A 22,796-nucleotide genomic window follows, 5' to 3' on the forward strand; every position below is an offset into this window, starting at 1 on the left:
TGTCTTGGGCAGTGCCACAAGGTGTGCCCGAAAGGTTGCTCGACTGATGTCTAAAGAGTTCGCAATGTCCGAATAGGCCTTGTGGGAGGCGGCAATTCCGGCTTAGCGTCCTTTGGGGGACACGGACGGGGTGGGTCCGGTCCGTAGGGGGGACACGTGGGGGGACCCGTGGCCAAAAACGCCGTCAGTGTGCCTTTCGAGGCGGACCGTGACGTGCCGGGCCTGATCGTCAAGTTCGGCGACTACCCGCTGCATCACGGCGGCGTCGGCGCGATCCGCAGCCTGGGCCGCCTCGGCGTCCCCATGTACGCCATCACCGAGGATCCCTACACTCCCGCCGCCTCCTCCCGCTATCTCGAACGGGCCTTCGTCTGGCCGACGACCGGCGCCGAGGAGCCGGGTCACCTGGTCGAGGGCCTGCTGCGCATCGGCCGCCGGATCGGCCGCCCGACCGTTCTGATCCCCACGGACGAGGAGGCCGCCGTCCTGATAGCCGAGCACCAAGGCGATCTGGCCGGTTCCTTTCTCTTCCCGCCGGTCGACCCCGCACTGCCCCGCCGGCTCGCCAGCAAGCAGGGCCTGCACGAGCTGTGCGTGGAACACGGCATCGCGAGCCCCTCGTCCGCGTTCCCGGAGTCGTACGACGAGATCGTCGCCTTCGCCGACACGGCCCGCTTCCCGGTGGTGGCCAAGAACCGCGAGGCGTTCGTCCGGCGCAGGCGGCCCGCCGTCAACGGCACCACGAGGATCGCCACCCGCGAGGGCCTGCTCACCCTCGCCCGCGACTGGGGCGAGCAGCCCGGAGTGATCCTCCAGGAGTACTTGCCGAGGGAGGAGGCCGAGGACTGGATCGTGCACGCCTGCTTCGACGCCGACTCCACCCGGCTCGCGCTCTTCACCGGTGTCAAGGTCCGCTCCTGGCCGCCGCACGCGGGCATGACGGCGAACGCGTACGTCGTCGACAACCCGGAACTCGCCGACCTCGCCGCGCGTTTCATCAAACAGATCGGCTTCAGCGGCGTCATCGACCTCGACCTGCGCTTCGACCGGCGCGACGGACAGTACAAACTCCTCGACTTCAACCCGCGCATGGGCGCCCAGTTCCGGCTCTTCGAGAACGAGTCGGGCGTGGACGTCGTCCGCGCCATGCACCTGAACCTGACCGGCCGGCCCGTTCCGGAGGGGGAACAGCGCGCCGGCCACCGCTACGTCGTGGAGAACATCGACCTGCCCGCCCTCCTCGCCTACCGCCGCAGTGGCTATACGACGCCGCACGCGCCGGTGAAGCCGAGCGGGACGGAGCTGGCCTGGCTCGCGGGTGACGATCCGCTGCCGTTCCTCACGATGCTCGCCCGCTTCGTGCGCCCGGGCGCGAAGCACCTGTATCAGCTGTGGCGGACCAACCGCCGCGGCAGCAGCACCACCGCCACGAAGTAGGCAAGGCCACGAAGGTGGCGCACCGTGTCTCTGGGGAGGGACTTCGTGATTCGACCGGTTGCAGTCATCGGGGCCGGGCCGTTCGGCCTGTCCACCGCCGCCCATCTGCGGGCGCGCGGCATCCCCGTCCGCGTCTTCGGCGACACCATGGTCAGCTGGCGCGACCACATGCCCGAGGGCATGCTCCTCAAGTCGACCCCGGCCGCCTCCAACCTCCACTGCCCGCAGCCCGGACACACCCTCGCCGACTACTGCGACGCGGCCGGCATCCGGCGGCTGGTCACCGACGAGGACATCATCCCGGTGGAGACCTTCATCGCCTACGGCGAGTGGTTTCAGCAGAAGCTGCTGCCCGACCTGGAGCAGGTCCGCGTGGTCTCCGTCGACCGCGACACGAGCGGCGGATTCGAACTCAAACTGGACTCGGGGGAGTTGTTCACCGCCCGCGCGGTCGTGGTCGCCACCGGTCTGTCGGGACTCGCCCACCTTCCGGCCGAGCTGACGTCGGCGGCGGCCGACGGACCCGCGCCCACCGGTCCGGTCTCCCACAGCTCGCAGCACCATGACCTCGCCCGCTTCGCCGGCAAGGAGCTGATCGTCGTCGGCGCCGGCCAGTCGGCGCTGGAGACGGCGGTGCTCGCCGCCGAGGCCGGAGCCCAGGTGCGCGTCGTCTCGCGCGGCCGCGGCCGGGTCGCCTTCGGCGCCCCGCCCTGGGGCCAGCCGAAGTTCCGCCCCGAGTCCCCCTTCGGCCGCGCCTGGTCCCTGTGGGCGCTCAGCTACTACCCCCAGCCGTACCGCTACCTGCCCGCCCGGACCCGCCACTACCTGGTCCGCCGGGTCCTCGGCCCGCTGGGCGCGTGGTGGCTGCGCGACCGCTTCGAGGACAGGGTCCAAGTCCAGGAGGTCGAGCGGGTGCTGGGCACCGACGCCCCGGACGGCAGCCCGGTGCTCACCGTGCGGACACACGGCGGGCGCGCCGAGCAACTGCGCGGCGACCATGTCATCGCGGCCACCGGCTACCGCGTGAACATCGCCGCGATGGACTTCCTCGGCCATGAACTGCGCACCCGCCTCGCGGTGAGCCGGGGCACCCCGAGGCTCGGCGCCGGCTACGTCTCCTCCGTGCCCGGCCTGTACTTCACCGGCCTCCCGGCGGCGTCCTCCTACGGCCCGGTGATGCGGTTCGTCTGCGGCACCGAGTTCGCCTCTCCGCGCCTGACCCGGCATCTGGCCGCGGCACACGGCTGAGGCTCGGAAGAAGCCCCCTACGCCTCCTCGGCCGCCCGCTGCCACCGAAGGAACTCCTCGACCAGCTCGGGCGGGTTGGCGGCCTCGGTGGCCTCCACCTCCCAGCCCGGGCAGTACATGTCGAAGACGACGACGGGCAGCGGGCGGCCGAAGAGCTTCTCGATCCGGCCGTCCGCGTGCAGCCGGCGGGCCAGTTCGACGCAGGCGTCCGCGAAGTGCTCCCGAAGCAGTTCGCGGAGGATGTCCTGATCGTCGCCACCGGGCTCGTCCTCCTCGAACCACAGCCCGAGATCCTGGACCTCCGCCACGTACAGCCGGGCACCGACCGGGTCCTTCGGCGCGTTCCCGAGCATCTCGAAGCCGTCCAGCAGCCAGCACGCGTAGTTCCAGCGCGCCTCGCCGGGATCCCCGTGGCGTTTCTCCCGCTCGTACTGGGTCTCGGTGTTGTAGCCGATGGCCACGTACGGACGCCGGTCGTCGTCGTCCACCCGCCAGATGCGGAAGGACAGGGCGTAGATCTCCGGTCTCACCTCCTCGGGGAAGCGCTCCAGGACGCCCGTCGCCGCCTCCAGGAGATGCGCCGGAAAACTCTCGCGCCGGTCCGTCACCACATCCGCCCCCGTTCCGTCAGTGCAGGGAACGCAACCTAACGCGCACCACTGACACTCACGAGGCACCCTCATGCGGGCACGGATGACCAACGCGGCGCACGTCCTCGCGACCGCCCTGAAGGGCGTCGGCACGCTCCTGCAGGGCATCGGCGAGGGCGGTGTGCCCGGCGAGCCTGCGGAGATCGTCGGGCTGCGGGCCGGCCAGAACAACGGCTGCAGCGTCTGTGTGCACGCCCACACGGTGAACCTGCGCAAGGCCGGTGCGAGCGAGGAGCGGATCGCCGCCGTCGGCGCCTGGCGCGAGGCGCCCTTCTTCAGCGACGTGGAACGTGCGGCGCTTCGGCCGGCCGGGCGGATGACACGGCTCGCAGACCGCTCCGAGCTGCCGGTACCGGACGCCCTGTGGGACGAAGTGGCCGGTCATTTCGACGAGACGCGGCTCTCGGCGCTGATCCTCACCATCTCGCTCACCACCATGTTCAACCGCTTCAGCACCACCATCAGGGATTCTGCGGGCACCACTTGGGGCCGAGGAGTACACAAGTCCGGGAACACCAGGGTGAGTCGAGGGGGCGCGCTGTCCGTATTCTCTGATCATGGCCGCACCCCCCGCATATGCACTGATCGCCACCGACCTGGACGGGACACTGCTGCGCGGTGACGACACCGTCTCCGACCGGTCGCTCACCGCGCTCGCGAGGGCGGTACGGGCCGGCGCCCGGCATCTGGTGGTGACGGGCCGCCCGGCCCCCCGGGTGCGGCCCCTCCTGGAGGACCTCGGCTGCGCGGGCCTCGCGGTGTGCGGGCAGGGCGCGCAGGTCTACGACGCCGGAGCCGACCGCCTGCTGTGGTCGGTGCGCCTGGACCGGGAGCTCGCCGAGACCGCGCTCGGCAAGATCGAGGCCGAGGTGGGACAGGTCTACGCGGCCGTCGACCAGGACGGCGTGGACGGGCTCACACTGATCGAGCCGGGGTATCTGATGCCGCACCCGACCCTGCCCGCCGTGCGGGTCGACCGCCGCGACGACCTGTGGTGCGAGCCCATCAGCAAGGTGCTGCTGCGCCACCACACGCTGTCCGACGACGAGTTGGCGGCGACCGCGCGCGCGGCGGTCGGCTCGCTGGCGACGGTCACGATGTCGGGGCCGGGGACCGTGGAACTCCAGCCGTGCGGGGTCACGAAGGCGACGGGTCTGGCGCTGGCCGCCGACCACCTCGGGATCCCCGCCGGCCGGGCTCTCGCCTTCGGCGACATGCCCAACGACATCCCCATGTTCGACTGGGCCGCGCACGGTGTCGCCATGGCCAACGCCCACCCGGAACTCAAGACCGTCGCCGACGAGGTCACCCTGTCGAACGAGGACGACGGCATCGCCGTCGTCCTCGAAAGACTGTTCCCGACCGACTGACCGGGATATCGGCAGGGGCCCGCCGCCGACGCTCGTCAGTAGGCGCCGTTGACGTTGTCGATCGACCCGTAGCGCGCGGCCGCGTAGTTGCAGGCGGCCGTGATGTTCGCGACCGGGTCGTAGACGTCGAAGGCCGTTCCGGCCACGTGGTACGTGTTGAACGTCGGGTCGATGACCTGGAGCAGGCCCTTGGACGGGATGCCCTTGGCCGCGTTGGAGTCCCACAGGTTGATGGCGCTCGGGTTGCCCGAGGACTCGCGCATGACGTTGCGGTGGATGCCGTTGTAGGTGCCCGGGATGTGCTTCTCGGCCATGATCGCGAGCGACTCGCGGATCCAGCCGTCGAGGTTGTTCGGGTACCCGGCGAGCGTGGTGGACGGCGTGGTGGACGCGGGAGTGGCGGCGGAGGCGCTGGTCGCACCGATGAGCGGGAGGGTGAGCACGGCGGCGCCGGTGCCGACGACGGTGAGCTTGCGGACGAGGCCGGTGGTGCGGGTGCGGCGGGGCTGAGCGGCAGCGGGCATGGCGAAGTTCCTCTCCGTCGCCTGCGAGGTGAGCTGTCGGGTTCGGGCTGGGGAGGTGCCCGGCCGCGCCCGGGGAGGCGCGACTTCACCCCTAGCCGTTCCGGTGTCGACATGTGCGTCTGCACATGTGTCGTCCGGTCCGGCGGCTTACCTGGGTCCCCCGCTCCTGCCGTACGAATGAGTTCGTCGATGGGTCGTGTCAGGCGCGGCAGGATTCGGCGTCCGCCTGACTGGCCCGGAAGCTATGCGAGGGCACATGTCCGGAACAAGTGGTGGATTCACACAACGCGCCAGTTGACCTTGATCTGCCCCGTATGGGGCAGTTGATCCTTTGCGGTTGCCAATCCCCAACTGGCCGATGGGGCAAGGGGGAAGCGTGTCGGCGCCGGATGGCCGGATGTGTGAGGGGAGTGACCCAATTCACGAAATGGCAAAGTGTAGCAAATCAGACATAGGGGATTCGGGAGATTCGCTGACCATGATGCAAAAGGAGTAATGCGTTCACGGCCCAGATCGCGACAAAACGGACGGATTCCTGTTAAGTCAATAGATGTCCGCTTTTATTAGATGATCAAGAACTTACCGGCCCTGGTCCGGTACCGCCCGGGCCGGACCGGTAGGCGCTATCGGTGATCGAAAGAGGACCGGATACGCTGACTTGAGTGATGGCAGCGACCTATCGACAAACCGTGTAATCGCCAGCAGACACCAGCAGACAGGAGACCCCCCGTGACCGTCGTCGGGCCGTTCGGGCTGAGCGTGCGGGACCAGGCTCTGGAAGCCGATGTCCAGGCCGGATTGGCGGCTGTCGAGGAAGGCTTGCTCGAAGCCGCCAAGAGCGAGGTCCCGTTCATCACGGGGGCCGCGCAGCACCTCGTACGGGCCGGTGGGAAGCGGTTCCGACCGCTGCTCGTGATGCTCGCGGCACAGTTCGGCGACCCGGACGCGCCCGGCATCGTACCGTCGGCCGTCGTCGTGGAGCTCACCCATCTGGCCACGCTGTACCACGACGACGTCATGGACGAGGCGTCCGTGCGGCGCGGCGTGGACAGCGCCAACACCCGGTGGGGCAACTCCGTCGCGGTCCTCACCGGCGACTTCCTCTTCGCCCGCGCCTCCCAGATCCTCGCCGACCTCGGCCCCGAGGCGGTCCGGGTGCAGGCCCTCGCGTTCGAGCGGCTGGTGACCGGGCAGATCCTGGAGACCGCGGGTCCCTCGGACGGCCGCGATCCGGTCGAGCACTACCTGGACGTGCTCGGCGGCAAGACGGGATCGCTGGTGGCGGTCTCGTGCCGGTTCGGCGCGATGATGTCCGGTGCCGACGAGACGGTCGTCGACGTGCTCACCCAGTACGGCGAACGGCTCGGGGTCGCCTTCCAGCTCGCGGACGACGTCCTGGACATCGCCTCCGACTCGCACGAGTCCGGCAAGACCCCGGGAACCGACCTGCGCGAGGGGATCCCGACGCTGCCCGTGCTCCGGCTGCGCGAGCGGGCCGCCCGCCTCGGCCTGCCCGAGGACCGCGCGCTGTGCGAGCTGCTCGACTCCGACCTCAGTGACGACACCCGGCACGCCGAGGCGCTCGCCGCCCTGCGCGCCCACCCCGCCCTGGAGCAGGCCCGCCGGGACACCGTCCGCTACGCGGAGGAGGCCCGGTCCGCGCTGGTCCCGCTGCCGGAGTGCGACGCCAAGGCGGCGCTGATCGAGCTGTGCGACGCGGTGGTGCACCGGGCCGGCTAGGGCCCGCGGCGCCCCTTATGTCGCGAGTGTGAGGGCGGTGTCTCCCGCACGACCCCTACGGGTCGGGGGAGGTACCGCCCTTGCGTGTCATACCGCAGGTGTACACGGAGTTGGCCCCGAGGTCTGACGCTTCCGCACGGCCGATTTGGTCAGATGGAGACCACGGAAATCACCACTCCTCACCGATTCGGGTGAGAATGGCGGCTCAGGTGTACCAGCGTGAGGACAGCCGCCGCCGACGACGGAGGTAAGGCACACATGGCACCGTACGAATCCGACGACGCAACGGGCGCCGCGCCGGACGAGGACCTGCGCTCCGGACGCCGCAAGGCCGCCCGGTACGCCGTCCCGGTCGCGGTGGTGGGGGTGGCGGCCGCCACGATCGGGCTGGTCCCGGCGCTCGCCAATTCCGGTGACCCCGACCTGCCCAGGATCACCGCCCAGCAGCTCATAGAGAAGATCGCCAAGTCCGACGTGCAGCAGGTGTCCGGCACGGTGAAGGTCAGCACCGACCTCGGCCTGCCGAACCTCGGCGGCCTGGAGAGCAGCCTGGCCTCGGGGGCGGCCCAGGGCGGCGGCGACGGGTCCTCGGCCGACCCGAAGTCCAAGCTCACCGAGTTGGTCACCGGCACGCACACCCTGCGCGTGGCAGCCGACGGCCCGGACCGGCAGAAGCTGTCGCTGCTGGAGAGCGGCGCCGAGTACAGCATCATCCACAGCGGCAAGAACGTGTGGGGCTACGACAGCAAGAGCAACGAGGTCTACCACTCCACCGCCCACGAGTCCGGCAAGGAGCACCGGGCCGAGCCCCCGGCCACGCCCAAGGATTTCGCCGACGAGGCCCTGAAGTCGGTGGACGACACCACGTCCGTGACCGTCGACGGCACCGCGCAGGTCGCCGGACGCGACGCCTACAAGCTGCTGATCAAGCCCAGGCAGTCCGGCACCACGGTCGGCGCGATCAGCATCGCCGTGGACGCGAAGACGGGTCAGCCGCTGAAGTTCACCCTGACGCCGAAGAGCGGCGGCGCCGCCGTGCTCGACGCGGGCTTCACCCAGGTCTCCTTCGCCAAGCCGGCGGCCTCCACCTTCGACTTCACCCCGCCCAAGGGTGCGAAGGTCACCGAGGAGAAGCAGGAGTCCACCAAGGCGCCGAAGCACGCCCCGGCGTCCGGCGAGGACTTCGGTAAGGGCCTGGACGGGGCCACCGTGCTCGGCAAGGGCTGGACGTCCATCGCCACCTTCGACACCGGCGCCAAGGGCGGCATGCCGTCCGGCTCCGAGGGCGGCGCCTTCGGCGGCTTCCTCGGCTCGCTCGGCGACAAGGCCTCCGGCAAGTTCGGCAAGGGCACGGTCTTCTCCACCCGTCTGGTCAACGCCCTGATCACCGACGACGGCAAGGTGTACGCCGGCGCGGTCACCAAGGACGCGCTCGTGAAGGCGGCGAACGAAGGGAAGTAACCCTCCGGGGCCCTCGGGGCCTCCGGGGGCGCCCAGGGGGCCCGGGGTGGGTGTCGGGGGCACCCTGGGCACGCCTCGGGCGCACCCGGGGCCCCTGGGACGACGAATCGAGGGACCGATGGACGAACCGTCCGCCACGGAGCGGGACTCGGGGGACGCGGCGGAGCGGGACGAGCGCGACGCGGGGGCGCACGTCATCGTCACGCGCGGTCTCACCAAGCGCTACCGCGGCGGACAACTCGCCGTCGACGGCCTCGATCTGACCGTCCCGGCGGGCAGCGTCTTCGGCTTCCTCGGCCCGAACGGCTCCGGCAAGACCACCACCATCCGCATGCTGATGGGCCTGATCGAGCCGACCTCGGGCACGGCCCGGGTGCTGGGCCACCCCATGCCCCGGGCCGGCCGCGTCGTCCTCCCGCAGGTCGGCGCGCTGATCGAGGGACCGGCCCTGTACGGCTTCCTCTCCGGCCGGGACAACCTGCTGCGCTACGACGCCGCCGACCCGACCGCCGACCCGCGCACCCGGCGCGCCCGGGTCGCCGCCGCCCTGGACCGGGTGGGCCTCGCGGCCGCCGCGGGCAAGAAGGCGAGGGCGTACTCACTCGGCATGAAGCAGCGCCTGGGCCTGGCCGCGGCGCTGCTGCAGCCGCGCGGACTGCTCGTCCTGGACGAGCCGACCAACGGCCTCGACCCGCAGGGCATGCGCGAAATCCGTGCCCTGATACGGGAATTGGCCTCCGACGGCACGACCGTCTTCCTCTCCTCCCACCTCCTCGACGAGATCGAGCAGGTCTGCACGCACGCGGCGGTGATGACACAGGGCCGGCTGGTCACACAGGGCGCGGTCGCAGACCTGGCGGCCGGCGCGCGCGGCCGGCTGGTGGTGACCACGCCGGATGCGGGCGAGGCGGCCCGGGTGCTGAAGGAACAGGGCGTCGGGGACGTCACGGCGGACGGCGACCGGGTGACCGGCGAGCCACCCGAACGGGACCTCGCCGAGGTGAACGCGGCACTGGTCACGGCGGGCGTCCGGGTCCGGGGCCTCACGCTCGAACGGGCTTCCCTGGAGGACGCGTTCGTGGCCCTGACGGGAGAGGGATTCGATGTCGCGGGGTGAGGCACTCCAGGCGCCGGCCGCACCCGGCCCCGGCCGTCCGAGCCCTCTGTGGACCTTCGGGCTGCTGCGCAACGAGCTGGTCACCACCGTCCGCCGCTGGCGCACGCTCGCTCTGCTCGGCGTGCTGGCGGCTGTTCCGGTGCTGATCGGGATCGCGGTGAAGGCCGAGACACGGGGCGGCGCGACGGCGGACCGGGGTGGCGACGGGCCTGCGTTCATCGCGCAGATCACCAACAACGGCCTGTTCCTGGTGTTCACGGCCCTGGCCGCGACCCTGCCGTTCTTCCTGCCGATGGCGGTCGGCGTCGTCGCCGGCGACGCGATCGCGGGCGAGGCCGGCAGCGGCACCCTGCGCTATCTGCTGGTCGCCCCGGCCGGCCGCACCCGTCTGCTGCTCACCAAGTACACGACGGTCATGGCCTTCTGTGTGCTGGCCACCCTGGTCGTGACCGTCTTCGCGCTGGTCGTCGGAGTACTGCTGTTCCCGCTCGGCGACCTCACCACCATCTCCGGCACCCGGATCGGCTTCGCCGAGGGTCTCGGCAGGGCGCTGCTGATCGCCCTGGTCGTCGCCGCCTCGCTGGTCGGCATCGCGGCCCTCGGCCTGTTCGTGTCGACCCTGACCAACAGCGGCATCGCGGCGATGGCGACCACCGTGGGCCTGCTCATCACCGTCCAGATCCTCGACCAGATACCCCAGCTGCACGCGCTCCAGCCGTACCTCTTCCCGCACTACTGGCTGTCCTTCGCCGACCTGGTGCGCGACCCCGTCTACTGGGACGACCTGGTGAAGAACCTCGGCCTGCAGGCGCTGTACGCGGCCGTGTTCGGCTCGGCGGCCTGGGCGCGGTTCACGACGAAGGACATCAGCGCGTAGGAGGGCCGAAGCGGTGCCGAGCGCGCAGGGCAGGTGAGGCTCGGGGCGTCGTCAGGCGTCCTGGTGCGGGAAGCGGGCGAGCGGTGCCTCGCGGGCGAAGAACGTCTTCGCGCGGGCCAGCGCGTCGGTGTCCTTCCGTACGTCCCCGGGTGCGCTCCCGTTGCCCAGCAGCACTCCGCCGAAGCGCATCCCCATGTAGGCGGCCGAGTTGTTGAGCGTGCCGACCAGGGGATCGGCGACCGACGGGTCCCGGCCCGCGAGCGCCGTGACACCCCACAGCGTGCGTCCGGCCAGAGCGGCCTTGAAGTCGAGGCCCGGGGTGCGCAGCCAGCCCGACCAGTGGTCCAGATAGCGCTTGGTGAGGCCGGACACCGAGTACCAGTACAGCGGCGAGGCGATCACGATGTCGGTCGCCGCGAGGGTGGCGTCGAGCAGCCGGCCGGTGGCGGTGTCCGACAGGGGGCGTACACGGTCGCTGTCGTGGCGCAGGTCCACGAAGTCGGGGAGGGGGTGTTCGGCGAGACGGATCCATTCCTGTTCCGCCTCGCCGGGCAGCTGCTCGGCGGCCTCGCGGGCCAGTAGTTCGGTGTTGCCGTCAAGGCGGGCGCTGCCCAGGACGAAGAGAAAGCGTTGGCTCATTGATCCCCCAGAGTGAACGTTGCCGTACCAGGAAAACAGGCGTGTGCATTATATGCACGAACAACAACCCTGTTCCAGGGCGTGGCGAGGGCGTGGCGAGGACACGACGAGGGCGCGGCTGGTGCGAGGCTGTGACGTCGCGGTGACGCGTGAGCCGAGCGGAGCAGACAGACTGGTTGGCAGCACGCGTACGACCGGATCGCGGCGCCGGGGGAGTGAGGGAACACCGATGGCTCGACTCAGCTTCGAGAAGAAGCGGGCGCAGCAGCCCGTGGCGCACCCCGCGGAGGTGCACGTGCGGGTGTCCGGCGCGGACAGCGCGTCGGTGGGCGGGACAGCGGTCGTGGCCGCTCCGGGTGAGGAGATCCAGCAGGCCGTGTTGAACCACCTCCAGCGCCTGGCCATCAGCCTGGGCGCCCCCATACGCGCCACGATCCAGGACGACCGGGCCGGCTGCGTGGTCCCCCTGGAGGTCGCGGCGGACGGCTCCAGCAGGATGGCGGGGGACCCGGTGCGCCTCGCTCCGCGGGGCGTGCCCGCCGGGGTCCGGTCGCAGGCGGCCGTACCCGGTGCGTCGGGCGTGGTGCGGGTGCCCACGGGGCAGTTCGGACCGGCGCCCGTCATGGGCTCGCCGTCGGCTCCGTCCACCACCCCGGAGGCCGTGGACGCGCCTCCCGCCGCCCAGGACGCGGCCCCCGTCGCCGTCGTCGTACCCGAACGGTCCCTTGTCCCCGACCCGGCCGCCCAGGTTTCCGTGACCGAACCGGCCCCCGTACCCGCGCGCGCCCCGAAGCCCGTCTCCGAGCCGGCCCCGCTGCCTGTTGCCGAGATCGCCCGGGAGATCGTCCTGGAGCCCGCCCCGGCCACGTCCTCCACCCCCACCCCCGCCCGCGGGTTCGACGCCGTGGCCGAGGAGGTGCTCGGGGACGAGCCCGTGACCGAGACCGCCGAGGGGGCCGAGCTGCTGACCGAGCCGATGGCGCGGATCAACGAGGCCGTCCGGGAAGGCCGTATCGAGGCGGCGGCGGAACTCGCCCAGCGCACGCTCGTCGAGGCGTCCGGTGTGCTGGGCCCGCGCCACCCCGAGGTGCTGCACCTGCGCGAGCTGGCCGCCTACATCGCCTACTTGGCGGGTGAGCCCGTCCGCTCCTTCCGCCTGTCCCTGGCCCTGGCCCGCCTGCGCCGCCAGGCCGGGGACGCGGAAGGGGCCTACGGCAACCTGCAGAGCGCGGCCACCGCCTGGCGCGCGGTCCGCGAACCGGAGGAGGGCCTGCGGCTCGGCCGCGACCTGATCGACGTGTGGACGGACCTCGTGGCGGAGCCGGGACCCGCCGCCGAGGACCCGCGGTCGCTGGAGTCCGCCCGCTCCCGGATGGTCCGGCTGGCCGACCGCGCGGCGAAGGCGGCGCGGGTGTAACCGGCCGTGCTCCGCCTCGGCGGGTCAGTGCACGCAGAACTCGTTGCCCTCGGGGTCCGCCATCACCGCCCACGCGCCGGAGGGCTCCTTCACCTCGCGCAGGACCCGCGCCCCCAGGGCTTCGAGCCGTGCCACCTCCTGAGCGCGCCGTCCCTCACCGGGGTGCAGATCGAGGTGGAGCCGGTTCTTGCCGGTCTTGGCCTGCGGGACGCGCTGGAACAGCAGCCGGCGCCCCAGCCCGGTGCCGGTGTCCGGGTCGTAGGGATCGTCGGGATGCCGTACGGCGATCAGGTCGCGGAAGGCGGGGCGGCCGTGGTACTCGACGGTGGCTTCCCCGGGCAGCGCGCCGAGCGTCAGCAGCCGTTCGACGAGGGCGCTGTTGTCCTCGGCCGTGTAGTGCAGCGCGGCGGCCCAGAAGTCGGCCTGCGTATGCGGGTCGGCCGCGTCGATGACGAGCTTCCAGTGCACAGGGGCGGGTGTCTGCGTCGACATGGGCACCACTTATAGCGCCTGCCTCCGACACCCGGTCGTGGTCACACGTCGGCCGGCGCGGAGTCGGGCGTGTCGACGCGGGGCGGAACGGCGATCGGCGCCGGCCTGCGCGCGGAGCGCAGGGCGTTCCAGGTGAGCAGCCCCAGCGCCAGCCAGACCAGCGCGAAGCCGGCCCAGCGCTCGGGCGGCATGGCCTCGTGGAAGTAGAGGATGCCGAGCAGGAACTGGAAGACCGGGGCCAGGTACTGGAGCAGCCCCAGCGTGGACAGCGGCACACGGATCGCCGCGGCGCCGAAGCAGACCAGCGGCAGCGCGGTGACGATGCCGGTCGAGGCGAGCAGGGCGGAGTGCCCGGCGCCGCCGGTGGCGAAGGTGGACTCGCCCCGCGCGGTGAGCCAGATCAGATAGCCGAGCGCGGGCAGGAACTGGATCGCGGTCTCGGCGGCCAGTGACTCGATGCCGCCGAGCGCGACCTTCTTCTTGATCAGCCCGTAGGTGGCGAACGAGAAGGCGAGGCACAGGGAGATCCACGGCGGGCGGCCGTAGCCGACGGTCAGGACGACCACGGCGGCGAAGCCGACCCCGACCGCCGCCCACTGCACGGGCCGCAGCCGTTCCTTCAGGAGGAGCACGCCCATCGCGATGGTCACCAGCGGGTTGATGAAGTACCCGAGGGAGGCCTCGACCACGTGGCCGGAGTTCACGGCCCAGATGTAGATGCCCCAGTTCACGGTGATGACGGCCGCGGCCAGCGCGATGAGCCCCAACCGCCGCGGCTGCCGCAGCAGTTTCCCGGCCCAGGCCCAGCGGCGTATGACGAGCAGGGCGGCCGCGACGAAGACGAGGGACCACACCATGCGGTGGGCCAGGATCTCCATGGCCCCGGCGGGTTTCAGCAGCGGCCAGAACAGGGGGACCAGCCCCCACATGCCGTATGCGGCAAAACCGTTCAACAGGCCTATCCGGTGTTCACTCCTGGATGTCCCGGCCACGGGCCCCTCCCTCTCACTGCGCCCACGCGCGCGAGAACGAAGGTAGCGCCGAGCACCCCCGCCTGTCATGCCCGTATCGCCATACGGTCATGACAGTCGGGGGTGTTGGCGCTCAGGCGCTCACGGGGGAAGCGGTCAGCCCTTGAGCGCGGCGGTGACCGCCTCGGCGAGCGGGGTGGCCGGGCGGCCGGCCAGGCGGGACAGGTCGCCGGTGGAGACGACCAGCTCACCCTTCTCGATCGAGGCGTCCACGCCGACGAGGATCTCCACGAAGTGCGCGGGCAGTCCGGCGCCGGCCAGGATGCCCTGCAGGACCTCGCCGGTGACGGCGTTGTAGCCGATCTCCTTGCCGGTCTGGCGGCTCAGCTCGGCCGCGTACTCGACGAAGCTCCACGCCACGTCGCCGCCCAGCTCGTACGTCTTGTTCTCGTGGCCCTCGCCGGTCAGTACGGCCACCGCCGCGGCGGCGTAGTCGGCGCGGGACGCCGAGGAGACCCGGCCCTCGCCGGCCGCCGCGACGACCGCGTCGTGCTCCAGCACCGGGGCCAGGTTCTCGGTGTAGTTCTCGTGGTACCAGCCGTTGCGCAGCAGCGCGTACGGCAGGCCGGAGGCGAGCAGCACCTCCTCGGTGGCCCGGTGGTCGTCGGCGAGCGCGGCCTTGAGACTGCCCGGGGCGCTGGTGTACGCGAGCAGCGCCACGCCGGCCGCCCTGGCTGCGTCGATGACGACCTTGTGCTGCTGGACCCGGCCCTTGTCGAACTCGTTGCCGGAGATCAGCAGGACCTTGTCGCCGGCCGCGAACAGGCCGTCGAAGGTCTCGGGCGCGTTGTAGTCCGCGACGGCGAGCTTCACCCCGCGGGCCGCGAAGTCGGCGGCCCTGGTCCCGTCGCGCACGACGGCGGTGATCTGCTCCGCCGGAACCTTCTCCAGCAGCTGCTCCACGACGTGACGGCCGAGGTGTCCGGTGGCTCCGGTGACGACGATGCTCATGGTGTGAGAACTCCTTGTGGGGGTGCCTATGTCACTCACCCTAGGAGGCGCACTAACCATATGAAAGTACCCACTTTGAAGTAAGGTACTGGCATGGCAGTAAGTAACGCCCGTGCGCGTACCGGAGCCGACGCAGAGGCGCTGTGTCCCTACCGTCTCGTCCTGGAGCACGTCACCAGCCGCTGGGGTGTGCTCGTCCTGATCGAGCTGCTGGAGGGCTCCCTGCGGTTCGGCGAACTGCGGCGGGCGATCGGCAAGGTGGGCCGCATCAGCGAGAAGATGCTCACCCAGACCCTCCAGACCCTGGAGCGCGACGGCCTGGTGCACCGGGACGCCAAGCCGGTCATCCCGCCCCGCGTCGACTACTCGCTCACCGGCCTCGGCCGCGAGGCGGCGGAGCAGGTGCGGGTGCTCGCCCGGTGGACGCACGACCGCATGGGCGAGGTCGAGAAGGCCCGCCGGGCGTACGACGAGGCCCGGGAACTCCCGTCCCGGGCCTCGTGATCACCACAAGCCGTCAGCCGACGACCGTCCAGGTGTCCCCGCCGGCCAGCAGCGCCGCCAGATCGCCCTTGCCGCGCTGTTCGATGGCCATGTCCAGCTGCTCGGACATCTGGGTGTCGTAGACCGGCCGCTCGACGGAGCGGAACACCCCGATCGGGGTGTGGTGCAGCGTGTCGGGATCGGCCAGCCGGGAGAGGGCGAAGGCGGTGGTGGGGGACGCGGCCCGCGCGTCGTGCACCAGGATGTCCGCCTCGTTCTCCGGGGTCACCGTCACCACCCGCAGGTCACCGGTCTGCCGGTCCCGGACGACCCCGTGCGCGCCCTCGGCGCCGAAGCGGATCGGCTGCCCGTGCTCCAGCCGGATCAGCGCCTCCTCGGCCCGCTGCTTGTCCTTCAGGGCGTCGAATGCGCCGTCGTTGAAGATGTTGCAGTTCTGGTAGATCTCGATCAGGGCCGTGCCCGGATGGTCGGCGGCCGCGCGCAGCACCTCGGTCAGATGCTTGCGGTCGGAGTCGATCGTCCGGGCGACGAAGGACGCCTCCGCGCCGATCGCCAGCGACACCGGGTTGAAGGGCGCGTCCAGGGAGCCCATCGGGGTCGACTTGGTGATCTTGCCGACCTCGGAGGTCGGGGAGTACTGGCCCTTGGTCAGGCCGTAGATCCGGTTGTTGAACAGCAGGATCTTCAGGTTCACATTGCGGCGCAGGGCGTGGATCAGATGGTTGCCGCCGATGGACAGGGCGTCGCCGTCGCCGGTGACCACCCACACGCTCAGGTCCCGCCGCGAGGCCGCGAGGCCGGTGGCGATCGCCGGGGCGCGGCCGTGGATGGAGTGCATCCCGTAGGTGTTCATGTAGTACGGGAAGCGGGAGGAGCAGCCGATGCCGGAGACGAAGACGATGTTCTCCTTGGCCAGCCCCAGCTCCGGCATGAACCCCTGGACCGCCGCGAGGATCGCGTAGTCGCCGCAGCCCGGGCACCAGCGCACTTCCTGGTCGGACTTGAAGTCCTTCATCGACTGCCTGGCCTCGGCCTTGGGCACGAGCTGCAGCAGCCCGTTGGTGGCGTCAGTCATCGATGGCCTCCTTCAGCGCGGCGGCGAGCTGCTCCGCCTTGAACGGCATGCCGTTGACCTGGTTGTACGAGTGGGCGTCGACCAGGTACTTCGCCCGGATCAGGGTGGCGAGCTGCCCGAGGTTCATCTCGGGAATCACCACCTTGTCGTACGACTTGACCACCGCTCCCAGATTGCGCGGGAACGGGTTGAGGTGGCGCAGATGGGCCTGGGCGATCGACTCGCCGGCCCTGCGCAGCCGCCGTACCGCCGCCGTGATCGGCCCGTACGTCGAGCCCCAGCCGAGGACCAGCGTCTTCGCCTCGTGCGGGTCGTCCACCTCGATGTCCGGGACCTCGATGCCGTCGATCTTGGCTTGGCGGGTGCGGACCATGAAGTCGTGGTTGGCCGGGTCGTAGGAGATGTTGCCGGTGCCGTCCTGCTTCTCGATGCCGCCGATGCGGTGCTCCAGGCCCGGCGTGCCCGGGACCGCCCACGGGCGGGCCAGCGTCTGTGGGTCCCGCTTGTAGGGCCAGAAGACCTCGGTGCCGTCCTCCAGGGTGTGGTTCGGGCCGGAGGCGAACTGGACCCTGAGGTCCGGCAGCTCGTCCAGGTCCGGGATCCGCCAGGGCTCGGAGCCGTTGGCCAGATAGCCGTCGGAGAGCAGCATCACCGGGGTGCGGTAGGTCAGCGCGATCCGGGCCGCCTCCAGGGCCGCGTCGAAGCAGTCCGCCGGGGTCTTCGGGGCGATCACCGGGACCGGCGCCTCACCGTTGCGCCCGAACATGGCCTGCAGCAGGTCCGCCTGCTCCGTCTTGGTGGGCAGACCGGTCGACGGGCCGCCGCGCTGGATGTCCACGACCAGCAGCGGCAGCTCCAGGGAGACCGCCAGGCCGATCGTCTCGCTCTTGAGCGCGACACCGGGGCCGCTCGTCGTCGTCACCGCGAGCGAGCCGCCGAAGGCCGCTCCCAGCGCCGCGCCGATGCCGGCGATCTCGTCCTCCGCCTGGAAGGTGCGCACGCCGAAGTTCTTGTGCTTGCTCAGCTCGTGCAGGATGTCCGAGGCCGGCGTGATCGGGTACGAGCCCAGGAACAGCGGCAGGTCCGCCTGCTTCGACGCGGAGATCAGGCCGTAGGCCAGGGCCAGGTTGCCGGAGATGTTGCGGTAGGTGCCGACCGGGAAGGCCTTGGCGGCCGGGGCGACCTCGTAGGAGACCGCGAAGTCCTCGGTGGTCTCGCCGAAGTTCCAGCCCGCACGGAAGGCCGCGATGTTGGCCTTCGCGATGTCCGGCCTCTTCGCGAACTTCGACTGGAGGAACTTCTCGGTGCCCTCGGTGGGCCGGTGGTACATCCAGCTCAGCAGGCCCAGCGCGAACATGTTCTTGCTGCGCTCGGCCTCCTTGCGGGAGAGGTCGAACTCCTTCAGCGCCTCGACCGTGAGGGTGGTCAGCGGCACCGGGTGCAGGTTGTACCCGTCCAGCGAGCCGTCCTCCAGCGGGGAGGCGGGGTAGCCGACCTTCTGCAGGGCGCGCTTGGTGAACTCGTCCGTGTTGACGATGATCTCGGCGCCGCGCGGCAGGTCGCCGATGTTGGCCTTCAGGGCGGCCGGATTCATCGCGACCAGCACGTTCGGCGCGTCGCCCGGGGTGAGGATGTCGTGGTCGGCGAAGTGGAGCTGGAACGAGGAGACGCCGGGCAGGGTGCCGGCGGGCGCGCGGATCTCGGCAGGGAAGTTCGGCAGGGTGGAGAGGTCGTTGCCGAAGGACGCGGTCTCCGAGGTGAACCGGTCACCGGTGAGCTGCATGCCGTCACCCGAGTCCCCCGCGAACCGGATGATGACCCGGTCAAGACGCCGGACGTCCTTTGCTCCGCCCGGTTTGCGCTGCTCTCCCACGACGGTTCCGTCGGCCTGCTCCGCTGGGCTGCTGACCTGGCTGGTCACTGAACTGGACCTCCTTCGAGGCGGCTGTCCGGGAATGGTCGTCCCACGGACCATCCCAGGATCAACCCTACGTCGGTTAGGGTCGCCTTCCCGGGGCCATCCGCAGATTGGACGGCGTTTCGAGACGGCCTGTCGCGCTGACTTGTCATGGTTTCCCGCACCGCCGCGTCGTTTGAGACGCTTCCCGCGCTTTCCGTGGTTTCTTCGGGCTCCCGCTCCCGGCCTTTCGGCCGGGTGTCCGCCCTCCACAGAAGCCGGACGGACTGACGCGGTGCTGACACAGTGTCAGGCCGTTACGAGTTCAGATAGGTCAGAACGGCCAGAACACGCCGGTGATCACCGTCGCTCTGGGACAGACCGAGCTTCAGGAAGATGTTGCTGACGTGCTTCTCCACGGCTCCGTCGCTGACCACGAGCTGGCGGGCGACGGCCGAGTTCGTCCGGCCCTCGGCCATCAGCCCGAGCACCTCGCGCTCACGCGGCGTGAGCCCCGCCAGGACGTCCTGCTTGCGGCTGCGGCCCAGCAGCTGCGCGACGACCTCCGGGTCCAGCGCCGTACCGCCCTCGGCCACCCGCACCACCGCGTCGACGAACTCCCGCACCTCGGCGACCCGGTCCTTGAGCAGATAGCCCACGCCCCGGCTGGAACCGGCCAGCAGTTCGGTGGCATAGCGCTCCTCCACGTACTGCGACAGCACCAGCACCCCGAGCCCCGGGTGGGCCTTGCGCAGCCGCACGGCCGCCCGCACACCCTCGTCGGTGTGCGTCGGCGGCATCCGTACGTCCGCCACCACCACGTCGGGCAGCGAGCCCTGCGCATCCAGGTCGGCGATGGTCTTGACCAGCGCCTCCGCGTCCCCGACGCCGGCCACGACATCATGCCCGCGGTCGGTCAGCAACCGGGTCAGGCCCTCCCTGAGCAGCACCGAGTCCTCGGCGATGACCACCCGCACCCTGTCCTCCACGATCTCCCGGCCCCCCACAGCCCGACCCTCCGACGGTGTCTTTCGTACGGAAGTCCAGCATTCCAGCAATCGGGCCGCTTTGCTCAGGGGCTCGGGAATCGGGCCCGGGTGTCGGGCTCCCGGACGTCGGGATCACCGGCACCGTCGGGACCATCTGGATCGTCGGGATCACCGGGCCGTCAGGATCATCGGAGTCGTCGGGGCCGTCGGGGCCGTCGGGGCCGTCGGGGCCGTCGGGACAGGACGGGGGTGCGGGCGCTCAGGCCCGCCAGGGCAGTTCGGCGATCACACGGGTGGGGCCGCCCACCGGCGAGTCCACGACCAGGACCCCGTCCACCGCGTCCAGTCGACCGGACAGACCCGCCAGGCCCGAGCCCTGGGCGGCGTCCGCCCCGCCCACCCCGTCGTCCGTCACCTGGACGAGCAGCCGGTCCTCGGCGCGCCACACGTCGACCGAGGCGGAGCGTGCCCCGCTGTGCTTGCTGATGTTCTGCAGCAGCTCGGAGACGGTGAAGTAGGCGATGCCCTCGATGGCCGGCACCGGCCGGGCCGGCAGATCGACCTCCACCCGCACCGGCACGGTGCAGCGGGAGGCGACCGAGGACAGGGCCGCGTCCAGGCCGCGGTCGGTCAGCACGGCCGGATGGATGCCCCGGGCCAGATCGCGCAGCTCCTGCAGCGCCGTCTTCACCTCGCCGTGGGCGTCGTCCACCATCCGGGCCGCCGCCTTCGGGTCCTCCCGCAGCTTCTCCTTCGCCAGCCCCAGATCCATGGCCAGGGCCACCAGCCGAGCCTGCGCCCCGTCGTGCAGGTCCCGCTCGATGCGGCGCAGGTCGGCGGCCGCCGTGTCCACCACGACCCCGCGGTCCGACTCCAGCTCCACCACTCGCGCCGACAGCCGCGAGGGCCCCAGCAGCCCGCGCACCAGCAGCCCGTCCACCGTCGTCAGCGCCCGTACGATCCACGGGGTGGCCAGCGTGAACAGCAGCCCGACCAGCGCGGTCACGGTGATCTCGAACGGATTGTCGAGATAGACGCTGTGGTGCTCGTCGCCGTACAGCTGCAGGCCGCCCTGGCCGCCGTACATCGGGAACAGCCAGAACCACAGCGGATACGTCAGCAGCGCCCAGCCGTACGCCCAGAAGTTCAGCGCCACGACGAACTCGAACATCGCCCAGGGGAAGTGCAGCAGCGCATACAGCAGATGCCGCCAGGAGGCGCCGCTCTTCAGCACCGCGCCCATCCAGGCGAACACCCCGGGCTTCCTGGTCCGCAACGGCTCCGGCTCGGCCACGTCCAGGCGCAGCAGCGCGCGCGCCCGCGTGCGCTCCAGCACGCCGAAACCCCGGCAGCCGGTGAGCGCCACCGCCAGCACCGGGATCCCGAGGAAGGTCACCAGCAGGCCCGCGCCCAGCGCCATCATCGTGACCGTCCAGCAGAACAGCGCGACGGCGATCGGCATGCCCAGCAGCACGTACGCGAACTCGCGCCAGCTGCGCGCCTCGAACGGCGCTCGCAGCGCCGCGGGCAGCAGGTGGCGGCGTTCCCCCTCATGGGCGGGGTAGCCGGATCCGGTCGGGTGCCCGTGTCCGTGCCCGTACCCCTGTCCGTACTCCGTGGCCATCGGTGTCGTCCCGTTCTCCTCGTCATGACGGCGGTGCTGCCGCAACTCCCAGCCTGGTCCGCCGCGACCTCACGGGCCATGGAGGCCGTCGGCGTCTTGGAACGGGGGTTTTCCCCACCCTGGGCGGGCGGGCCGCCACCCGGGGGCGTACGCCTGCGGCCGCGAGGTGCGGTGGCGGCCGGCTGCGGTGGCACGGGCGCGGCTGTTCCCAGCGGTCCAGCTCTTACGGTCCCAGCGGTCCAGCTCTTACGGTCCCAGCGGTCCAGCTCTTACGGTCCCGGCGGTCCGGACCTCGCGGTCCTGGCGGTCTGGCCGCGGCCCGGACGGCCCATTCTTCGCGGTCCCGGCGGTCTGGCCGTGGCCCCTACAGGCACATACCTCACGGATTCATGACCTCAGGGATTCTGGCAACGTCCATTCCTTCCGGTCCCGGCGATCCATTCCGCGTGTTCCCCACGGTCTATTCCTTACGGTCCCGCCAGGGCAGCTCCGCGGTGACCACCGTCGGGCCGCCGGCCGGGGAGTCGACGACGAACAGGCCGTCCACGGCGCCCAGCCGGTCCGCCAGGCCCCGCATGCCGCTGCCGGCCTCCAGCCGGGCGCCGCCGCGTCCGTCGTCCCGGACCTGGATGAGCAGCCGGTCCTCGGCGCGCCACACGTCGACCGAGGCGGAGCGTGCCCCGCTGTGCTTGCTGATGTTCTGCAGCAGCTCGGAGACGGTGAAGTAGGCGATGCCCTCGATGGCGGGCGCCGGCCGGGCCGGCAGGTCCGCGGTCACCTTCACCGGCACGGTGCAGCGGGAGGCGACCGAGGACAGGGCCGCGTCCAGGCCGCGGTCGGTCAGCACGGCCGGATGGATGCCCCGGGCCAGATCCCGCAGCTCCTGCAGCGCGAGCTTCACCTCGCCGTGCGCCTCCGCCACCATCTCCGCGACGGCGTCGTCGGCCTGGCCCTCCAGCAGCTTCTCCTTGGCCAGGCCGAGGCCCATCGCCAGGGCCACCAGCCGGGCCTGCGCCCCGTCGTGCAGGTCGCGCTCGATGCGGCGCAGGTCGGCGGCCGCCGTGTCCACCACGACCCCGCGGTCCGACTCCAGTTCGGCGATACGGCGTTCCAGCTCGTCGGAGGGCGACAGCAGCCCGCGCACCATCGCCCGGTCCACGTTGGCCAGCCCCCGCGCGAGGAACGGCAGCACCGGCCACAGCACGAACAACGAGGTCAGCACGGTGCAGAAGGTCAGGACCCCCCAGGGCAGCCGGATGAAGTCGTACAGCAGCGTCCGCCAGCCGACCGGGTCCTTCAGCGCCAGCCACAGCCGCTGCATCGGCCCCCCGCCCCGGGAGATCGGCAGCGGCGTCGGCTCCTCGACGTGCACCCCGAGCAGCGCCCGGGTCCGCTTCCGCTCCAGCTTGCCCAGCTGCCGGGCGCCCAGCAGAGAGACGGCCAGCACCGGAAGCCCGATCACCGTGAGGCTGAGGAGTCCGCCGGTGAACACCACCGTGTACGCGTAGACGAAGCCGAACACCGACACCGGCAGATTCAGCAGAAGATGCGCGATCTCCTTCCAGGTGTGACGGTCGAAGGCGAACCGGACCGGAGGAAGGCGGTCGGAGCCTTCGGTCGGGCCGGCGGCGGAGGCGGGAGCGGTCATACCGGCCAGCCTGCCGTGTCCGGCACCTCCCGCGCCATGCGGTCCCCCGCCTCCCTTCCCTGGGGAAAACCCCACCCCTCGCACGGTCCACGCGTCTCACGCCGT

21 protein-coding genes and 1 riboswitch are annotated in these 22,796 nt (G+C 71.1%); of the genes, 10 read left to right on the forward strand and 11 right to left on the reverse strand.

Annotation, left to right across the window (positions count from 1 at the left end; translation table 11 throughout):
* Positions 1 to 168: 168 nt before the first annotated feature.
* Together AVL59_RS03785 and AVL59_RS03790 are read left to right on the forward strand one after the other, a co-directional pair.
* Positions 169 to 1,437 (forward strand): carboxylate--amine ligase, encoded by a 1,269-nt coding sequence (locus AVL59_RS03785; RefSeq protein WP_237281426.1) that lies wholly within the window; start codon positions 169 to 171, stop codon positions 1,435 to 1,437.
* Positions 1,438 to 1,482: 45 nt separating this feature from the next.
* A complete protein-coding gene (locus tag AVL59_RS03790; protein ID WP_067299784.1) occupies positions 1,483 to 2,685 on the forward strand; it encodes an FAD-dependent oxidoreductase in 1,203 nt (400 codons plus the stop codon).
* Positions 2,686 to 2,702: 17 nt separating this feature from the next.
* Here AVL59_RS03790 and AVL59_RS03795 read toward each other — a convergent pair whose 3' ends face one another.
* A complete protein-coding gene (locus tag AVL59_RS03795) occupies positions 2,703 to 3,293 on the reverse strand; it encodes a hypothetical protein (RefSeq protein WP_067316865.1) in 591 nt (196 codons plus the stop codon).
* A 73-nt stretch (positions 3,294 to 3,366) separates the two neighbouring features.
* On the opposite strand from AVL59_RS03795, the gene AVL59_RS03800 reads away from it, so the two are divergent.
* A complete protein-coding gene (locus AVL59_RS03800) occupies positions 3,367 to 3,957 on the forward strand; it encodes a carboxymuconolactone decarboxylase family protein (RefSeq protein WP_067299785.1) in 591 nt (196 codons plus the stop codon).
* Positions 3,893 to 4,705: an HAD family hydrolase gene (locus AVL59_RS03805; RefSeq protein ID WP_067299786.1), complete on the forward strand. Its 813-nt coding sequence runs from the start codon at positions 3,893 to 3,895 to the stop codon at positions 4,703 to 4,705. The genes AVL59_RS03800 and AVL59_RS03805 overlap by 65 nt, the downstream gene beginning before the upstream one ends.
* Before the next feature lie 35 nt (positions 4,706 to 4,740).
* On the opposite strand, the gene AVL59_RS03810 is transcribed toward AVL59_RS03805, so the two are convergent.
* On the reverse strand, positions 4,741 to 5,229 hold the full coding sequence (locus AVL59_RS03810; RefSeq protein WP_067299787.1) for a transglycosylase SLT domain-containing protein: 489 nt from the start codon (positions 5,227 to 5,229) through the stop codon (positions 4,741 to 4,743).
* A gap of 3 nt (positions 5,230 to 5,232) precedes the next feature.
* Positions 5,233 to 5,428: riboswitch (cyclic di-AMP (ydaO/yuaA leader) on the reverse strand.
* A 530-nt stretch (positions 5,429 to 5,958) separates the two neighbouring features.
* Here AVL59_RS03810 and AVL59_RS03815 point away from each other — a divergent pair.
* The 4 genes from AVL59_RS03815 to AVL59_RS03830 all read left to right on the forward strand — a co-directional run bounded on the left by AVL59_RS03815 (position 5,959) and on the right by AVL59_RS03830 (position 10,424).
* Positions 5,959 to 6,969, forward strand: coding sequence for a polyprenyl synthetase family protein (locus tag AVL59_RS03815; RefSeq protein WP_067299788.1), 1,011 nt, complete (start codon positions 5,959 to 5,961; stop codon positions 6,967 to 6,969).
* A gap of 258 nt (positions 6,970 to 7,227) precedes the next feature.
* A complete protein-coding gene (locus AVL59_RS03820) occupies positions 7,228 to 8,430 on the forward strand; it encodes a LolA family protein (protein WP_067299789.1) in 1,203 nt (400 codons plus the stop codon).
* A gap of 118 nt (positions 8,431 to 8,548) precedes the next feature.
* Positions 8,549 to 9,547, forward strand: a complete 999-nt coding sequence (locus tag AVL59_RS03825; protein ID WP_067299790.1) for an ABC transporter ATP-binding protein — start codon at positions 8,549 to 8,551, stop codon at positions 9,545 to 9,547.
* The gene (locus AVL59_RS03830) at positions 9,534 to 10,424 is read left to right on the forward strand and encodes an ABC transporter permease (RefSeq protein WP_067299791.1); all 891 of its coding nucleotides are present in this window, start codon (positions 9,534 to 9,536) and stop codon (positions 10,422 to 10,424) included. The genes AVL59_RS03825 and AVL59_RS03830 overlap by 14 nt, the downstream gene beginning before the upstream one ends.
* Positions 10,425 to 10,475: 51 nt before the next feature.
* Here AVL59_RS03830 and AVL59_RS03835 read toward each other — a convergent pair whose 3' ends face one another.
* A complete protein-coding gene (locus AVL59_RS03835) occupies positions 10,476 to 11,063 on the reverse strand; it encodes a flavodoxin family protein (protein WP_067299792.1) in 588 nt (195 codons plus the stop codon).
* 229 nt (positions 11,064 to 11,292) lie between these two features.
* On the opposite strand from AVL59_RS03835, the gene AVL59_RS03840 reads away from it, so the two are divergent.
* Positions 11,293 to 12,480 carry a hypothetical protein gene (locus AVL59_RS03840; RefSeq protein ID WP_067299793.1) on the forward strand — a complete coding sequence of 396 codons (1,188 nt, stop codon included), beginning with the start codon at positions 11,293 to 11,295 and terminating at the stop codon, positions 12,478 to 12,480.
* Between the two features lie 24 nt (positions 12,481 to 12,504).
* On the opposite strand, the gene AVL59_RS03845 is transcribed toward AVL59_RS03840, so the two are convergent.
* The 3 genes from AVL59_RS03845 to AVL59_RS03855 form a co-directional block, all read right to left on the reverse strand.
* A complete protein-coding gene (locus AVL59_RS03845) occupies positions 12,505 to 12,972 on the reverse strand; it encodes a VOC family protein (protein WP_067299794.1) in 468 nt (155 codons plus the stop codon).
* A 41-nt stretch (positions 12,973 to 13,013) separates the two neighbouring features.
* Positions 13,014 to 13,964, reverse strand: coding sequence for an EamA family transporter RarD (gene rarD / locus AVL59_RS03850; protein ID WP_067299795.1), 951 nt, complete (start codon positions 13,962 to 13,964; stop codon positions 13,014 to 13,016).
* 135 nt (positions 13,965 to 14,099) lie between these two features.
* A complete protein-coding gene (locus tag AVL59_RS03855; protein WP_067299796.1) occupies positions 14,100 to 14,954 on the reverse strand; it encodes an SDR family oxidoreductase in 855 nt (284 codons plus the stop codon).
* Between the two features lie 93 nt (positions 14,955 to 15,047).
* On the opposite strand from AVL59_RS03855, the gene AVL59_RS03860 reads away from it, so the two are divergent.
* On the forward strand, positions 15,048 to 15,458 hold the full coding sequence (locus AVL59_RS03860; protein WP_067299797.1) for a winged helix-turn-helix transcriptional regulator: 411 nt from the start codon (positions 15,048 to 15,050) through the stop codon (positions 15,456 to 15,458).
* A 13-nt stretch (positions 15,459 to 15,471) separates the two neighbouring features.
* Here AVL59_RS03860 and AVL59_RS03865 read toward each other — a convergent pair whose 3' ends face one another.
* The 5 genes from AVL59_RS03865 to AVL59_RS03885 all read right to left on the reverse strand — a co-directional run bounded on the left by AVL59_RS03865 (position 15,472) and on the right by AVL59_RS03885 (position 22,691).
* Complete coding sequence (locus tag AVL59_RS03865; protein ID WP_067299798.1) at positions 15,472 to 16,533, reverse strand: 2-oxoacid:ferredoxin oxidoreductase subunit beta; 1,062 nt, start codon at positions 16,531 to 16,533, stop codon at positions 15,472 to 15,474.
* Entirely contained in the window at positions 16,526 to 18,454 is a 1,929-nt protein-coding gene (locus AVL59_RS03870) for a 2-oxoacid:acceptor oxidoreductase subunit alpha (RefSeq protein WP_067299799.1), read from the reverse strand. The genes AVL59_RS03865 and AVL59_RS03870 overlap by 8 nt, the downstream gene beginning before the upstream one ends.
* 293 nt (positions 18,455 to 18,747) lie before the next feature.
* On the reverse strand, positions 18,748 to 19,407 hold the full coding sequence (locus tag AVL59_RS03875; protein WP_308281872.1) for a LuxR C-terminal-related transcriptional regulator: 660 nt from the start codon (positions 19,405 to 19,407) through the stop codon (positions 18,748 to 18,750).
* A gap of 271 nt (positions 19,408 to 19,678) precedes the next feature.
* Positions 19,679 to 21,043 carry a sensor histidine kinase gene (locus AVL59_RS03880; protein ID WP_067299800.1) on the reverse strand — a complete coding sequence of 455 codons (1,365 nt, stop codon included), beginning with the start codon at positions 21,041 to 21,043 and terminating at the stop codon, positions 19,679 to 19,681.
* A 460-nt stretch (positions 21,044 to 21,503) separates the two neighbouring features.
* Complete coding sequence (locus AVL59_RS03885; protein ID WP_067299801.1) at positions 21,504 to 22,691, reverse strand: sensor histidine kinase; 1,188 nt, start codon at positions 22,689 to 22,691, stop codon at positions 21,504 to 21,506.
* Between the last annotated feature and the right edge of the window lie 105 nt (positions 22,692 to 22,796).

The sequence above is a fragment of the Streptomyces griseochromogenes genome (assembly GCF_001542625.1).
Classification (GTDB): domain Bacteria; phylum Actinomycetota; class Actinomycetes; order Streptomycetales; family Streptomycetaceae; genus Streptomyces; species Streptomyces griseochromogenes.

Excerpts from the sequence above, each read along its gene's own strand:
- AVL59_RS03830 (WP_067299791.1), top strand. The coding sequence starts at position 9,534 with ATGTCGCGGGGTGAGGCACTCCAGGCGCCGGCCGCACCCGGCCCCGGC.
- AVL59_RS03835 (WP_067299792.1), bottom strand. The coding sequence starts at position 11,063 with ATGAGCCAACGCTTTCTCTTCGTCCTGGGCAGCGCCCGCCTTGACGGC.
- AVL59_RS03805 (WP_067299786.1), top strand. The coding sequence starts at position 3,893 with ATGGCCGCACCCCCCGCATATGCACTGATCGCCACCGACCTGGACGGG.
- AVL59_RS03810 (WP_067299787.1), bottom strand. The coding sequence starts at position 5,229 with ATGCCCGCTGCCGCTCAGCCCCGCCGCACCCGCACCACCGGCCTCGTC.
- AVL59_RS03800 (WP_067299785.1), top strand. The coding sequence starts at position 3,367 with ATGCGGGCACGGATGACCAACGCGGCGCACGTCCTCGCGACCGCCCTG.
- AVL59_RS03840 (WP_067299793.1), top strand. The coding sequence starts at position 11,293 with ATGGCTCGACTCAGCTTCGAGAAGAAGCGGGCGCAGCAGCCCGTGGCG.
- AVL59_RS03825 (WP_067299790.1), top strand. The coding sequence starts at position 8,549 with ATGGACGAACCGTCCGCCACGGAGCGGGACTCGGGGGACGCGGCGGAG.
- AVL59_RS03880 (WP_067299800.1), bottom strand. The coding sequence starts at position 21,043 with ATGGCCACGGAGTACGGACAGGGGTACGGGCACGGACACGGGCACCCG.
- AVL59_RS03865 (WP_067299798.1), bottom strand. The coding sequence starts at position 16,533 with ATGACTGACGCCACCAACGGGCTGCTGCAGCTCGTGCCCAAGGCCGAG.
- AVL59_RS03855 (WP_067299796.1), bottom strand. The coding sequence starts at position 14,954 with ATGAGCATCGTCGTCACCGGAGCCACCGGACACCTCGGCCGTCACGTC.
- AVL59_RS03845 (WP_067299794.1), bottom strand. The coding sequence starts at position 12,972 with ATGTCGACGCAGACACCCGCCCCTGTGCACTGGAAGCTCGTCATCGAC.
- AVL59_RS03885 (WP_067299801.1), bottom strand. The coding sequence starts at position 22,691 with ATGACCGCTCCCGCCTCCGCCGCCGGCCCGACCGAAGGCTCCGACCGC.
- AVL59_RS03860 (WP_067299797.1), top strand. The coding sequence starts at position 15,048 with ATGGCAGTAAGTAACGCCCGTGCGCGTACCGGAGCCGACGCAGAGGCG.
- AVL59_RS03820 (WP_067299789.1), top strand. The coding sequence starts at position 7,228 with ATGGCACCGTACGAATCCGACGACGCAACGGGCGCCGCGCCGGACGAG.